Origin of the sequence: Gilliamella apis, from assembly GCF_030758615.1 — a bacterium.
GTDB classification, from domain to species: domain Bacteria; phylum Pseudomonadota; class Gammaproteobacteria; order Enterobacterales; family Orbaceae; genus Gilliamella; species Gilliamella apis_A.
This window is the reverse complement of the sequence record NZ_CP132381.1, coordinates 742,332-757,913: the sequence shown is the minus strand read 5'-3', so window position 1 is coordinate 757,913 and position 15,582 is coordinate 742,332. Positions and strand designations below refer to the sequence as shown.

The following is a 15,582-nucleotide window of genomic DNA, read 5'->3' as shown; positions in this document are numbered from 1 at the left end:
CAAAATAAATTGCGCCTATAGTAATATTACTTACCATCTAATCTAAGTTTTAAGGCTGTTGCAAATTTTGCAGAAATTCCAATTTAGGTTTAATATCAGTTTGGTATTAATAATAAAAACATATCAATCTATTATTACTTAAATCTAAGTTATCTATAATATAAAAAAGGATATTTATGAGACGCAAAGATAAAGAAATAACTAATCTTGATGAAGTGATCAATATTTTAGAACATACTGATGTTATTCGTTTAGCGATGAATAATGGCGATTTTCCCTATATTGTTCCTGTCAATTTTTGTTATGAACTAACAACAAATAATCAACTTATTTTTTATATTCATGGCGCAAAAGTGGGTACTAAAGTTGAACTACTCAGACAAAATCCTTTACTTAGCTTTGAGCTAGATACAGGGCACCAGTTAATTACTAATGAAAAAGCCTGCAAATATTCCTTTGATTATGCCAGTGTTATTGGCAATGGATGTGCAACCTTTATTGAAGAACCCACCGCAAAAATAGCGACGTTACAAGTAATGATGAATAAATTTGCTCCTAATAAAACATTCTCTTTTACCGAAAGCGATGTTAGACCAATTAGCGTCATAAAAATTGAAGTAAAAGCTTATACAGCTAAAAAACATTAAATTATAAAAGTTAATCAATGCTGGTAAAAAAACTCTAAAATAAGTGAGTATCAAAAATACCCAATTTTAAGGGTCACTTTTCGTTTTAGGTATACGATTTAGTTTATTGAAATAAAAAAACCTTTATTGACAAGCATTTTCATGAAAAGGTTAAGATTCCGCCAGTATACAAATTCACTACTCAGTAACACTCTTTTAATACGCTAAAACACATAAAAAAACAGTACATTATCCATTAATATCTATTTTTTTATTCATTTTTATATATAACTATCAATAATGATTATACGATTTCTTATAACTATTAAAGTTAACATTGAATTGACAGCACTAGCTAATTAAATTATATATTACGTGTATATTAATCATTATTACAAAGAGTTATTAAACATTATGTCATTAAATCTCAGGAAGACAATATTTAATCTCCTTAAACAGCAACCGCAAAAACAGTTTACCGCTAGACAATTGGCTCAGTTGATATTTATACATAATCCGCAAGCCTGTGCTGAAAAAAAACAAGCTAGTGAGCGTTTAATGACTGATGATGATGTTATTGCCCAAATTGCAGCTGAAATTGGTGCCCAGCGACCACTTTTACAAAAAAAACATCCAGAAATAAAAACCACAGAGGGGCGTCCTAAAAAGTATTACTTTTCGCAAAAATCTGATGAAGCAGAAGTACTAGACGCCGAGTATTTATCTACAAAGAAACTGCCCACACAAGCCCAAACAGAGAAGAATGGTCATAGTGAACACTCTCTCTATCCATTATTAAGTAAATATCTTTATGATGAACTTAATGTGTACTCTAAACGTATTGATGAAAAAACATCATCAAATAGAATGGGTAAAAATGGCAATATATGGCTACATCCTGATATTGTTGGCTTAGAAGATCTCAGCTCCGATTGGGATAGCTTAGTCAAAGATTGCGTTAAACTCTATGCCGATCAACAAAGTAAACTATGGTCATTTGAAGTTAAAATATTACTTAATATGTCAAATGTTAGAGAATCATTTTTTCAAGCTGTATCTAATTCTTCATGGGCTAATTTTGGTTATTTGGTGGCTTCACAAATTACTGGTAGTGATACATTAAAAGAACTCAGAGTATTGTGCGCAGCACACGGTATTGGCGTTATTAAATTAGATGTAGATAATCCATCAGAAAGTCAAATTCTAATTCCTGCTCAAGAAAAAACTATTATTGATTGGGACTCTTGCAGTCGTCTTGCTAGAGAAAATAAAGATTTTAATAATTATATTAAGTTAGTTAAGCAGTTTTATCAAACTGGTGAAATAAAAGTTTTTGATTGGGATTATACTAATACTTAAATAAAAAAATCACTAAAAAGAGACACTAAAAAGTTATCCTCATTGTGATTAGCTATCGTTAATTGATATTTTTTTAATCAATATAACAATCGAAATTGGCTTTATAATAAATATTAATAAAGCCAATCAAAACTCATTTATTAATCAACAATAACTCTTCCATTTAATGGCTGTACTGGGCGGTTGTTGTTGTGATGCATGATTGAGTGGAATTTTTCAATTTGTTGTTCTGAGGCTGTCACAGGTTGTTCTAACACAATCCATCTTACACCTTCAGTACACGGTGGTGTTGTTAATGATCCACTAAAGCGATAATAATCGAGTGTTTTAGGAAATAATGTATTGATATCAACAGTTTTGTCTAAAATTGCTTTGTTATCCACTTCTTCAGGCATTTGCTGCCAAGCTTTTGCAATTTCAGAATTCGCTTCACCATTATTAAACATTAATGCAACGACAGTAAGCGCACCAGCTTTATTTTTGTAAACAAAGTGGGCTTCCATTGGATAACTTTTACCTTTAATAGTATTTTCACTTGGACTATGAAAATGGAATTGTTGTAACGTAAAGGTTTGCTCATCTAATATTAACTGATTATCCCCAGTAACATTAACCTGAATAGTGTGTCCGTTATTAATAATTTCCTGTTTACTAGGTTTAAATGAGAACTTTAAGTTTTCATGCTCTGTTTTTAATGCATGATCAATATTGATCGGTGACTGATTTTTACCATTCTCACAGGTAGAATACTCTGGTGATAATTTACCCCAGTTTTCTGGTTTTTCTTGACCTTCATATCCCCAATGAGATGAATGTCCTGAAGCGGCACAAGATAAGCTAGTTGCCATTAATACTGCAATTACTACGTTATGTTTCATGTTGATTTCACACTTTGGTATTAATTGGAGGGAGGCTGAATTATACCCTGCAAGAATAAGGCTTTCCAGCTAAAACACGCCTTATAAAAAATAATTATATATCGCTGTTCAAACATGGTTAAACGGCGAATTAATAATGTTTATGCAGATAAAAGTGATCTTGAAGTATCTATTGAATGGTAGATATAAAAAAACCTGCTATATAAGCAGGTTCTTAAAAACTGAAATTGGCTCCTCCAACAGGACTTGAACCTGTGACATACGGATTAACAGTCCGCCGTTCTACCGACTGAACTATGGAGGAACACTTAACGGACAAGATATTAACCATCTATGACGATTCTGTCAATCTCTAAAACACTAATTAGGTTTAACTGCTCAGCTTGTAAGCAAATCGAGGGAAAACTATGCTAAAATAGCGAGAAATTAGCATAACCAATAGAGTAAAATTGATGAAAAAAAATATTTGTGTGTTTTGTGGCGCAAGTGAAGGTAATCGTCCAGAATATCGTATGGCAGCAGAGCAATTAGGTATGACCATTGCCAAACATAATAGACGATTAATCTATGGTGGAGGCAATAAAGGACTAATGGGTGTTATTGCTAATGCCGTTCTCGCTCATGGTGGTGAAGTTATTGGCATTATTCCTGAGCGGTTAGTTAAAGCTGAAACTGCACACCATGGTATTACGCGTTTGGAAGTTGTTGAAAATATGCATCAACGCAAAGCAAGATTAACTGAGCTAGCTGATGGTTTTATTGCTATGCCTGGAGGCACAGGAACATTAGAAGAGCTGTTTGAGGTATGGACTGGCATGCAAATTGGTTATCATGAAAAACCAGTTGCCTTATTAAATAGCCAATTTTGGCAACCTATGCTCAATTTTTTAGAACACGCAGTACAAGAAGGCTTTATACGAGACAGTTTTTATCGGACATTGATCGTAGCAGATGTTGCTGATGAAATGTTAGAAAAGATGGATAATTTTATCCCAAAAGATTTACAGCGTTGGGTAAAAAAATAGATTAAGACAAGAATAAAAAAACGCCATCATCTGATGGCGTTTTTAGTTGCATAATGTATTATGCGCTAACTAATTCAGAAGTCTGTGCTTCAGGTTTTTTAATCAATGCGTAAGCAACACCAGCAATAACCGAACCAACAACAATTGATAGTAAATAACCACCAACTGGTTTAACTACGCCAGGGATTGCTAAAGCAAATAGACCGCCATGTGGTGTCATAAGCTCAGAACCAAATGCTAATGATAAACCACCCGTGATTGCCCCACCAATAATACAGCAAGGAATAACACGTAATGGATCACGAGCAGCGAAAGGAATTGCCCCTTCAGAAATGAAACATAAGCCTAATACTAATGAAGCTTTGCCACTTTCTTGTTCTGCTTTAGCAAATTTTTTGCGAGCGATTAAAGTTGCTAATCCCATTGCTAAAGGTGGAACCATACCACCAGCCATAACCGCTGCCATTGGTGCATATACTTGAGCCGAAATTAAGCCTGTACCAAATGCATAAGCAACTTTATTGATTGGTCCCCCCATATCAGTACACATCATACCACCTAAAAGTGCACCTAACAGAACAGCGTTTGCTGTTCCCATCGATTTCAACCATTCAGTTAAAGCTTCCATTAGCCATGCTATCGGCGTACCAACAATAAACTGCATAACTAAGCCAGTCGCTAATGTAGCAAGTAATGGCACAATAAGAATTGGTTTTAATGCTTCAAGTGTTTTTGGTAATGGTAAATATTTAGTGATTAACATTGCTAAGTAACCGGCAAAGTAACCAATAATAATACCACCTAAGAAACCTGCACCAGTTGAAACGGCAAGTAAACCACCAACAAGCCCTGGAGCTAAACCTGGTCTATCGGCAATTGAGTAAGAAATATAACCAGCAAGTAAAGGTACCATGAGTGAGAATGCAAGCCCACCTATTTGTGCTAAATGAGATTCACCTACCAGTTTTTGTACGCCATCAACCATTTCAAATGAACCAAAAGCAAACGATAAAGCAATGATTAATCCACCTGCAACCACCATTGGTAACATGTAAGATACACCAGTTAATAGATGCTTATAGACACCTTTCTTTTCGTTACTTGATTTTGTTGTTGAAGCAGAACTAGTTGGTTGATAGATTGTAGCTTCGTTAAAAGCTCTGTCTAATTCTTGTGCAGTTTTTTTAAGGGCTGGACCGGTTTTAGTTCGGTACATTTTTTTACCTGCAAACTTACTTAAATCAACATCAATATCACATGCTACAATCACTACATCAGCTGCAGCGATTTCTTCTGGTGTTAATTCATTACCAACACCAACCGAACCGCGGGTTTCAACTTTACACCACCAGCCACGTTTTTTTGCTTCTTCTTCAATCGCTTCAGCAGCCATAAATGTATGAGCAACACCAGTTGGACAAGCTGTTACCGCAACAATACGTTTTTGTCCGTTATTTGCTGCTGATACAGGTGCAGAACTAGCAGATTGTTCATAAATAGTTGCTTTAAGTTTTGCATTATTTAAGATTTTTTTAGGATCAGCAAAAATTTCATTGAGATCACTTACCACATAAACTTTTTTGCCAATCACAGATTTATCATTGATATTACCATCACCAACCGAAATAATCGTATCGGCTGATGTCGCATTATCAACAACTTTGAAATTTAATGAATTAGCAGCTAACGCTAATTCCGCTTTAGCTAAACGGCCATTAACTGGGCCTGAATTGCTACCTTCAACAATATATATATTCATGAATACTCCTATCCCGCAATTATTTCAATTCTTTCCGACATGTTGGTAACCGCTTGACGGTCTGATACCCCAACACCGGCTTGTTCAACTGATAAAGCGGCAACACTTGATGCAAATACTAAGGTGTCTTTAATTGATTGGTTAGTTAGTAAACCATACATTAAACCACCGACCATTGAATCACCAGCACCAACCGTGCTAACCACCTTACATTTAGGCGGCTTGGCTAACCATGCTTCATGTTTAGTAACCCATAAAGCACCTTTACTTCCTAGTGAAATTACTACGTTTTCTACGCCACCATCGATAAGCTCCATAGCAGCAGTTTTGATTTCTGATAATGTAGTTAGTTTTCTACCAACCCACATTTCGAGTTCTTTATCATTCGGTTTAATTAACCATGGATTAGCTTTAAGCCCAGCATCTAAAGCATCACGGCTACTGTCAAACACAACTTTAGGACAAATTGCTTTTACTTGTTTCATCCACTCAGTAAATTTTTCAAGAGATACGCCTGCAGGTAAACTGCCACTAATGGCAACCATATCAATCTCTTTCAACCATTCCAATGAAGTAGTCACAAATGTTTGCCAATCTTGCTCGCTAATAGTAAAACCAGAAAAATTAAGATCAGTAACTTCACTGTTTTCTTCGGTTAATTTAACATTAATACGAGTACGGCCTTCGACTGTTTGGAATTTATCAGTAACATTTAATGATTCAAACAGTAAATTAAAACCATCTCGATTTTCTTTACCTAAAAAACCACCAACGGTTAATTTAATACCTAAGTCAGATAAAACTTTAGCAACATTGATACCTTTACCTGCTGGCAGTAAAGCATTAGTTTGCACTAAATTAACATCACCTAACTCAACTTTAGGGCAAAAACCTAATAGATCATAAGCAGGATTTAAGGTAATAGTCGCAACACGATAAGTCATGATTAAACACCCTCACCTAAGCCACTTTCAATAGCTTTACCTATTGCATCTAATACTTGCTCTGCATCATCACCTACAGCAGTAAAGCGTAATCGACTGCCTTTTTTAGCACCTAATGCCACAATTTTCATTAAACTGGTAGCACTTACAGGTTCATTTTTACCATCGATATTGGCAACGGTGACTTTGCTATTAAATTCTTTTACTAATTTAACTAGCACCGATGAAGGGCGAGTATGCAATCCATTTTCATTAGGAATGACAAATTCTCTGCTTAGCTCACCATTAGATCCAACACTTTCTGACGAAGCACTTGATGTTGTAGATTGAGTTTCTGCTCGTTGAGATGAAACTGACTGCGAACCTGATAATAAAATATTGCTGAAATCATCGCTATTTGCAGCGATTAGTAAGTTTAATTTTTGATTGTAAGCTAAGGTAGCAATGTTATTTACAATAGCTGTAACATTATCATCAACCGCTGAAATAGTGATTAGAAGTTTAACTGGCTTACCGTCTTGATTTAGCTCACTTACTGTACGACTAATCGCAATTGCATTTTTTAAATTACCTTCACGGCTGTCATTTAACCATACGCCGTCACCCAAATAATTCGGTGTATTATCAAGGACGTTAGTAATAAAGCTAGCATTAACAGCATTTTGTTGTTTTAATCGTGATGCATTTAAAGCTTGTAAAGTAGCCAAACTGTCAGCTTGAATATTTAATAATAATGTAGATTCATTAATAACAAATTGACTATCTTCTAAACTCTCTTTACCAGTTAAAATAGCGAGAGCTTCATCGGCTGATTGAATATTCTTGATTCTTTCTTCAACACCATCAGCACCAAGTACGTGAGTTAATTGACGAAGTAATTCTAAGTGTTCATCAGAACTTGCCGCAATACCGATGGCAAGATAGGCTTTTTCACCATCATCTCCCCATTCTACACCTTCAGGGAAACAGAAAACTTGAACACCCGTTTTTTTAACTAAGTGACGAGTTTTAGGCGTACCATGAGGTATAGCAATACCAATACCTAAATAAGTTGCCGCCTGACCTTCACGCTCAAGCATACCATCAACATATCCTTCACCGACAAAGCCGGCACTAGTTAATGCAGCTGCAATTTTCTTAATTGCTTCCGTTTTATTGGTTGCTTGTTCATTTAAATGAATATCTTCTTTAACTAAATGAAACATAAAATAAATACCTCTGGGTTATAATGTTGGGTCAACTAAAAACAACTCAGCAATCCCACAATAGTTCGTTATTGAATCATATTGAATCGTTTCAGCAATAATGAATATAAACTGGCTAATTATCAAATAAATTATATCTATTAATTCCTAAAGTGTGATCTAGATCGTTTTTTTGAGGAAAATAATTGTCGATATGACGACTTAAATTGACTTTTTAGCAATACTTTTTCGACTCAGGCTACCTCGATAAATTAAGCGTCGAGGAATAACTGTAGTTCCTGGCTGATAGTTTTTATTATGTAAACTATCAAATAATAGTTTAATGGTTACTTCTGATATCGCTTTATGATCTTGTGATAACGCAATCATTTTGCAAGGTAAAAAATTAAGTAACTCATTATCACCAAAAGTGGCTATAGTTAGATTTTCTGGCAGATGATCAAACTTTTTCAAAATTGCATCAATTGTGCCTTGTAACAAAGAAAAAGAAGTAGAAAAAATACCATCTGGTAAATCATTATATTCTAACCATTGACTAAAGGTAGCCTCAGCGTCGCGACGACTATAATTATTTGCACATAAAAAATCAACTTTATTGCTACTATTTAATGCAATTTCCTTAAAGCCTTCCATACGTTGCTGGCTAACGGATAGATTGGGTAAGGCACCAATATAAACTACTGTGCCATTGACTAACTGATCAAATGCTTCAGCTAGCATTTTTGAATCTTCTTTATCCGCACCAACAACATTCCTAAACTCTGATACAGATAATGTTCTATCTAATGCGAACAGAGGGATATCACTATTTCGCCAACCATCATAAAATGCATAATCTGATTCAGCAACAAATGACGAAGAGATCACCAACGCATCCACTCGTCGCTGTTTTAAATGCCGAACACACTCTTTTTCAATTTTCGGATCATCTTCAGAACAAGAGAGGAGTAATTGATAACCTTCTTTTTTTACTAATTGCTCTAAATAACTAGCAATTCGGGTATAACTGATATTTTCGAAATCAGGAATAATGATACCAATAGTGCGAGTTTTACCCGCTCTTAATCCGGCAGCTACTGCGTTGGGTTGATAATTGTATTCATTTACCACCGCCATCACCTTTGCAATGGTTTTATCACTAACCCGATATTGTTTGGCTTTACCATTAACCACATAACTCGCTGTGGTTCTCGATACGCCAGCTAACAATGCAATCTGCTCTAATTTCATGACTAAATCTCAAAAAAAACTAATGATTATTTAACAAGAACATAAATTAAATGTAAACAAAAGTTATACTATTTATAAATAAGTTAAATAATTAAATGCTAGAAATAAAAAAAGGATTTAGCTATTTTCTAAATCCTTGTAGTTAAGGAAAATTAGATACTAATAATAAATAGCAATATTTTGATTATGAATATTTTCTATTTTGACTGGTGTATCAAAAATTTCCTCTAATATCGTTGAATCCATAATTTGTTTAGGGCTACCTTGATAAACCAGTTGGCCATCTTTCATCGCTAAAATATAATCGGAATAGACTGAAGCAAAGTTAATGTCATGAATAACAATCACAATGGTTTTCCCCAGTTCATCAGCTGCTCGTCTTAGCTGTTTCATCATAGCAACCGCATGTTTCATATCAAGGTTATTTAATGGTTCATCCAGTAATACATATTCAGTATCCTGGCAAAGTACCATTGCCACATAAGCACGCTGCCGTTGCCCGCCTGACAGTTCATCTAAAAATCTATCTTTATATTCAGTTAGATTTAAAAATTCTAGGGCACGATTAATATGGACTAAATCATCTTTATTTAATCGGCCTTTTGAATAAGGATAACGGCCAAATCCAACCAATTCAAACACAGTCAATCGACTGGTAAAACGGTTCTCTTGTCTTAACACAGATAAATAGGTCGCAAGTTTATCACTAGGCGTATTAACCACATCCATATTCTGAATTTTTACTTGTCCCTCATCGGCAAGTAATAGACGGCTAATAATTGATAATAAGGTTGATTTGCCTGCACCATTTGGACCAATGATCGCCGTAATACCACCTTGAGGTATGGTTGCTTTCACATTTTTTAATACAGGTATGGTTTGATACTTTTTACTAATATTATCAATTTCTATCACATCGGAACCTTTTTCAATAATAAGAAGATAAACAATGAACCACCAATAAACTCAATGACTATCGATAATGCGCCCACCATATTTAGGACCCGTTCTAAAAACATCTGTCCACCAACAAGAAAAATCACGCCTAATAAAAACGCTGTCGGTAATAAAAAACGATGCTGGCTAGAGCCACTAATACTATAAGCTAAATTAGCAATAAGTAGACCTAGGAATGTGAAAGGCCCAACTAACGCGGTTGATATTGAAACTAATACCGAAACGAGTAATAGAATGATAGTGACACTTTTCTGATAATCGACCCCAAGATTAATGGCATTATCCCGTCCTAAAGCTAATACATCAAATCGAAAGCGCATTCGCCATAAAAACAGGCCAATAATTGAGGCAATGACTAATGAAAATACGATTAAGACAGGTTCTGCTCGGGTAAATGTTGCAAAAATACGACTTTGCAAAACAGCGAATTCCGTTGGCGTCATTAATCGTTGTAATAAATTGGAGAAACTACGAAATAGTGTTCCTAAAATAATGCCAATTAATAAAACCAAATGAAGGTTTTGTTTAAGTTTGGTAAATAATCCTCGATACAGAAATAGAGAAAATAAAATTAATAATGATGATTCGAAGATAAATTTACCCACAATACCAATATAAGGAATACCTTGCGCATCAATAAAAAATATTACAACTGTTTGAATCAATACAAACAAAGATTCAAATCCCATTATCGAAGGGGTTAAAATTCGATTATTAGTAACAGTCTGAAAAAGCAAAGTCGACGTTGCAGCTGAAAAAGCGACTAAAATCATCGTTAAAACAATCCAAGCACGATGAGTCAATATATAACTAATATTGCCTTTTAAATTGAATGTCATGAAAAAAATGACACAAAATAGCGCAATACCTAGTAATATCAGTACAGTATTTCGACTTGAAATAAAGCGTTTTTGATTAACCAGCATGACGTTTTTTACTCAACAATACTAAAAATATGACAGCTCCGACTACACCAAGGATTACACTAACTGGAATTTCGAAGGGGTAGCGAATAACTCGTCCAATAATATCACAGAGTAAAACCAAACCACTGCCTAGTAGACAGATCCACGGAATAGTTTTACGAACATTATCGCCAAACAATAAACTCACAATATTAGGAACAATTAAGCCCAAAAATGGCAGTACACCTACCACCACAACGACAATTCCACCAATAAGTGCAATGACAATCAGGCCAGTTAACATTACTCTATTATAATTAAGTCCGACATTGACGGAAAAGTCCCGCCCTAATCCAGCGACAGTGAAACGATCGGCGCTCCAACAGGCAAGTAAGGTAATACCACCAACTAACCACAATAGTTCATAGCGACCTTGCAAAATGCCAGAAAAATCACCTGATTCCCAACCACCTAGTGATTGTAATAAATCAAAATACATGGCAAAAAAAGTACAAATTGCACTGATTACTGCACCAAGCATAATCCCAATAAGTGGTACCATTAAGGCAGATTTAAAGATGATTTTACGTGAGATAAACATAAACAACATCGTGCCAGCCATTGCAAATAAACTTGCCACTACCATTTTCGTCATTACAGTTGCGCCAGGAGCAAATACCATCATAACTAATAGTCCAAGACTAGCAGACTGGGTTGTCCCCACTAATGAAGGTTCAACAAACCGATTTTGCGTAAGTAACTGCATAATTAAGCCGGCAACACTCATAGCACTACCAGCTAATATTAATGCAACCGTTCTAGGAACACGGCTAACAAAAAAGATTTGTCGCATATTACTATCTGACCAAAGATCGGCCAACGTCACATGCCCAGCACCAATAAACAGACTTAATGCAGCCATTGCTATTAAAAGAGCAATGCCTGCAATAAAATAAACCGTTTTTGTCATAACTTATGATTAGTTGGCTGATGTTTTTTGTAAAACATCACTTATTTGGTCGATTAATTGACTATAAGTTTGAATACCGCCAGAGATATACATTGAAGTTGAATCTAAATAAACAATATGATTTTGTTGCCATGCATCAGTTTTTTGAATTAATTCGTTATTTAGAACTTGTTGTGCTGATTGAGCTTCTTTATTACCAATTGCATTGTCTCTATCTAATACAAATAACCATTGTGGATTAACACTTAACACAAATTCAGAAGTTACTGCATTACCATGACGGCCAGCTTCTTGGAAGGTTGTTGCAGGTTTGAAACCTAATACATCAAAGATAAAACCAAAACGGGATTTAGGGCCATAAGCAGACATTTTACCACCATTAACCATAATCACTAAGGCAGTTCCTGCTGTATCTGTTTTAGGTTTTAGTGTTTCAATTTTTTGGTTAAAATCAGCAATTAATTTTTTAGCTTCTGCTTGTTTACCAAAAATATCGCCTAACTGTTCAGTACGCTCGGTTAAGCTAGCTACAAAATTATTAGGATCAATATCAAGCGAAATAGTTGGTGCAATATCACTTAATTTTTTATAAACATCATTGGCACGGCCACCAGCGATAATCACATCAGGTTGTAATGAACTTAACACTTCATAATTTGGTTCAAATAGAGTACCAACATTGGTATAAGCTTTATCAGCATACTTTGATAAGAATTCAGGGAAATGTACATCTGATTGCGGAACACCAGTTACAGGAATATTTAATGCATCAATAATATCCAGTGTCGCTGTGTTATAAACTACCACTTTTTTCGGGTTTTCAGGAACATCTGTTTTACCTTGAGCATGTTCAACAGCTATAGTTTTATTAGCTACTGGTGCTTGTTGTTTTTTATCGTCACAGCCAGCTAATACAAATAAAGCGGCTAGTAATACTAAAAATTTAACTTTGATAGATGAATACATTGTAACTCCTAGTTATTAGCTTAGTCCAAAAGCGAATGGATGATAAATAGAATAATTATCATTTACATTCGATTGTAACTAAAAATAAATAAGTGTTCAATGAACTTTAAGCAAACAGTAAAATAATAATAAATAAATTGGTAAAAACATTAGATGATAACATTAACATTATGACTTATTGCCGAAAAAATCGGCATGCTATCATAATCAATTATCATCTGATAATTCTTTGAGTTTTCTCGTTAAAGTATTTCGTCCCCAGCCAAGCAGATTAGCCGCATCTTGCTTATGTCCGCGAGTAAAATTAAGCGCACACCTCAATAAAATTCTTTCGACATCAATCACTGTTTGCGTCAAAATTCCGGTTTGACCAGCTAATAAGGCTTGTTTAGCCCACTGTTCTAACAGTTTTTTCCAATCGGTTTCTGGTAATATCTGATTGGTTACATTGGTAGTAACCTCATAATTAGCTGAGGCATCAGAAGCAGATAATTGTAATAGTTCTGGTGGTAAATCTTGTACATAAACTTCATTATTGGACGACATTACTGTTACCCAACGACAAACATTTTCTAGTTGCCTTACATTACCCGGCCAATTGAACAGACATAAAAGATTGAGAGCATCAAGGCTTAGCACTTTACTTTCAACACCTAATTCTTTGGCTGTGGTCCGTAAAAAATGTTCAGCTAATTTAGGTATATCTTGCGCTCTATCACGTAATGGTGGTAATAAAATTCGAATCACATTTAGCCGATGAAACAAATCTTCTCTAAATTTACCTTCCTTTACTCTAGCTTGTAAATCTTGATGCGTAGCGGCAATTATACGTACATCAACTTTTACAGGTGAATAACCACCTATCCGATAAAATTGACCATCAGCAAGAACTCTTAATAATCGAGTTTGCACATCCAATGGCATATCACCAATTTCATCTAAAAATAGCGTTCCACCATTAGCTTGTTCGAATCGACCATGCCTTATTTGAGCAGCTCCAGTAAATGCCCCTTTTTCATGCCCAAATAGTTCCGATTCAATCAGATCTTTAGGAATAGCAGCCATATTTAGTGCAATAAATGGTGACTGTGAGCGTGGGCTATGAGTATGTAAAGCTTTAGCCACTAACTCCTTACCCGTTCCTGATTCACCATTAATAAGTACGCTGATAGATGATTTAGATAGTCGTCCAATAATACGAAACACTTCCTGCATGGCGGGAGCTTCACCAATAATACCCGTAGAAGCTTTGCTAGTAGAGGAATTATTAGGTTTATTACTTTGACTTTGTAAAATAGCCCGTTCAACCAATTGAATGACTTCATCGACATCAAAAGGTTTAGGAATATAATCATAAGCTCCCTTTTGATAAGCATTCACTGCAGCATCAAGGTCTGAATGAGCAGTCATAATAATCACCGGTAAATTAGGCATTTGCTCTTTGATATAATTAAGCAAAGATAACCCATCAATACCTGGCATTTTAATATCGGATAATAATACTGCTGGCTTCTGTGGATGATTAACTAAAGCATCAATCACTTCTTGACCGCTCGAAAAACTGATGCAGTTAAAATGAGCATTAGTAAGCGCTTTCTCTAAAACCCATCTAATCGAACTATCATCATCAACAATCCAAACATTCATCGTCATTAACCTCATTGTTTGATTGGTAAATAGATAGAAAACTCAGTATGACCTGGCCAACTATTAAATTCAATCTTTCCATTATGCTGGTCAATAATATTATGGGCAATCGACAAGCCAATGCCGGTACCTCCTTCATAACCACTAACCATTGGGTAAAATAATGTATCTTGAATATGCACGGGCACTCCAGGGCCATTATCTTCAATATCGATACGCGCACAAAGTCGGTAACGTTGACCATGCAAGGTAACTTGAAATGCTGTTCGAGTCCTGATCTTAATACAACCAGATTTCGTACCAATTGCCTGTAAAGCATTACGAACAATATTTAAAACCACTTGTTCAATCTGTTCTGAATCGTGAGTGAATTCAGGCAAACTAGGATCATAATCACGGATAATCTCAACATTTAGCTGTTTTTCTAAACATAAAAGCGCATAGATCCGTTCGATAGCTTGATGTATATTCTGTTGTTTCTGTTGTAACCGCTGTTGAGGACCTAATAATCTATCAACTAAATTTCTTAACCTATCAGCCTGCTCAATGATAATTTTTGTATAATCTTGCAACTCATTGTTAGGTAGCTCTCGTGACAATAATTGCGCCGCTCCTCTTAGTCCACCAAGCGGATTTTTAATTTCATGAGCAAGTCCGCGCACTAATTCGCGGGCAGCATTTTGTTGAGCTTGTTGTAGTTGTTCTTGACTCAACTTTTTATGACTATTTAATGGTGCCATTTCGATAAGTACATGACCATTAGCCAGCAATTGTGCGGTTAACGATAAAATATGTAATTCATTGTTTATGACTAAATTAACTTCGCTATCGGTAAATCCTTGATTCTGATCTAATGCATTTTGCATCAACTCAAGATCGAGGGAAAAATAACCTAATAAGTCAGGAAAATAACTATCTAATATTTTTTTCGAACTTTGAGCAAGTAACTGCTGTGCCGCGGTATTGGCATAAAGAATATTGAGTTTTTTATCGAGTAATAAAATATTGGTAATCATTGAGTCGAGAACAAGATTTGCATCAGATTCATTATCAAATGTCATCGTTGGCTCTCCGTTCTCATTACATACCACCGCCCTTCAGCGGTGGTTAA

14 protein-coding genes and 1 tRNA gene are annotated in these 15,582 nt (G+C 35.2%); 3 read left to right on the top strand and 12 right to left on the bottom strand.

What is annotated here, in order from left to right; translation table 11 throughout:
- The first annotated feature begins 176 nt into the window (after positions 1-176).
- On the top strand, positions 177-647 hold the full coding sequence (locus RAM17_RS03590; RefSeq protein WP_110448493.1) for a pyridoxamine 5'-phosphate oxidase family protein: 471 nt from the start codon (positions 177-179) through the stop codon (positions 645-647).
- A gap of 393 nt (positions 648-1,040) precedes the next feature.
- Positions 1,041-1,985: a COG2958 family protein gene (locus tag RAM17_RS03585; RefSeq protein ID WP_110448494.1), complete on the top strand. Its 945-nt coding sequence runs from the start codon at positions 1,041-1,043 to the stop codon at positions 1,983-1,985.
- 140 nt (positions 1,986-2,125) lie between these two features.
- Here the strand turns inward: RAM17_RS03585 and RAM17_RS03580 are convergent, their stop codons facing one another.
- Positions 2,126-2,863 carry a carbonic anhydrase gene (locus RAM17_RS03580; RefSeq protein WP_110448495.1) on the bottom strand — a complete coding sequence of 246 codons (738 nt, stop codon included), beginning with the start codon at positions 2,861-2,863 and terminating at the stop codon, positions 2,126-2,128.
- A 228-nt stretch (positions 2,864-3,091) separates the two neighbouring features.
- Positions 3,092-3,167: transfer RNA gene (locus tag RAM17_RS03575), tRNA-Asn, on the bottom strand.
- Between the two features lie 148 nt (positions 3,168-3,315).
- Here RAM17_RS03575 and RAM17_RS03570 point away from each other — a divergent pair.
- Entirely contained in the window at positions 3,316-3,888 is a 573-nt protein-coding gene (locus RAM17_RS03570) for an LOG family protein (RefSeq protein ID WP_110448496.1), read from the top strand.
- A gap of 58 nt (positions 3,889-3,946) precedes the next feature.
- On the opposite strand, the gene fruA is transcribed toward RAM17_RS03570, so the two are convergent.
- From fruA to glnL, 10 genes are all read right to left on the bottom strand, one after another.
- The gene (gene fruA, locus RAM17_RS03565; RefSeq protein WP_110448497.1) at positions 3,947-5,647 is read right to left on the bottom strand and encodes a PTS fructose transporter subunit IIBC; all 1,701 of its coding nucleotides are present in this window, start codon (positions 5,645-5,647) and stop codon (positions 3,947-3,949) included.
- 8 nt (positions 5,648-5,655) lie between these two features.
- Positions 5,656-6,591 (bottom strand): 1-phosphofructokinase, encoded by a 936-nt coding sequence (gene fruK, locus RAM17_RS03560; protein WP_110448498.1) that lies wholly within the window; start codon positions 6,589-6,591, stop codon positions 5,656-5,658.
- A 2-nt stretch (positions 6,592-6,593) separates the two neighbouring features.
- Positions 6,594-7,796 carry a fused PTS fructose transporter subunit IIA/HPr protein gene (gene fruB, locus RAM17_RS03555; protein ID WP_110448499.1) on the bottom strand — a complete coding sequence of 401 codons (1,203 nt, stop codon included), beginning with the start codon at positions 7,794-7,796 and terminating at the stop codon, positions 6,594-6,596.
- A 201-nt stretch (positions 7,797-7,997) separates the two neighbouring features.
- Entirely contained in the window at positions 7,998-9,026 is a 1,029-nt protein-coding gene (gene cra / locus RAM17_RS03550) for a catabolite repressor/activator (protein ID WP_110448500.1), read from the bottom strand.
- 159 nt (positions 9,027-9,185) lie between these two features.
- On the bottom strand, positions 9,186-9,941 hold the full coding sequence (locus tag RAM17_RS03545; protein WP_110448501.1) for an iron ABC transporter ATP-binding protein: 756 nt from the start codon (positions 9,939-9,941) through the stop codon (positions 9,186-9,188).
- Positions 9,938-10,909 carry an iron chelate uptake ABC transporter family permease subunit gene (locus tag RAM17_RS03540; protein WP_110448502.1) on the bottom strand — a complete coding sequence of 324 codons (972 nt, stop codon included), beginning with the start codon at positions 10,907-10,909 and terminating at the stop codon, positions 9,938-9,940. The genes RAM17_RS03545 and RAM17_RS03540 overlap by 4 nt, the downstream gene beginning before the upstream one ends.
- Complete coding sequence (locus tag RAM17_RS03535) at positions 10,899-11,858, bottom strand: ABC transporter permease (RefSeq protein ID WP_110448503.1); 960 nt, start codon at positions 11,856-11,858, stop codon at positions 10,899-10,901. Before RAM17_RS03535 ends, RAM17_RS03540 begins: the two co-directional genes overlap by 11 nt.
- A gap of 9 nt (positions 11,859-11,867) precedes the next feature.
- Positions 11,868-12,824 carry a siderophore ABC transporter substrate-binding protein gene (locus RAM17_RS03530; RefSeq protein ID WP_110448504.1) on the bottom strand — a complete coding sequence of 319 codons (957 nt, stop codon included), beginning with the start codon at positions 12,822-12,824 and terminating at the stop codon, positions 11,868-11,870.
- 207 nt (positions 12,825-13,031) lie between these two features.
- A complete protein-coding gene (gene glnG / locus RAM17_RS03525; RefSeq protein ID WP_110448505.1) occupies positions 13,032-14,477 on the bottom strand; it encodes a nitrogen regulation protein NR(I) in 1,446 nt (481 codons plus the stop codon).
- A gap of 5 nt (positions 14,478-14,482) precedes the next feature.
- Complete coding sequence (gene glnL, locus RAM17_RS03520; protein ID WP_110448506.1) at positions 14,483-15,532, bottom strand: nitrogen regulation protein NR(II); 1,050 nt, start codon at positions 15,530-15,532, stop codon at positions 14,483-14,485.
- Between the last annotated feature and the right edge of the window lie 50 nt (positions 15,533-15,582).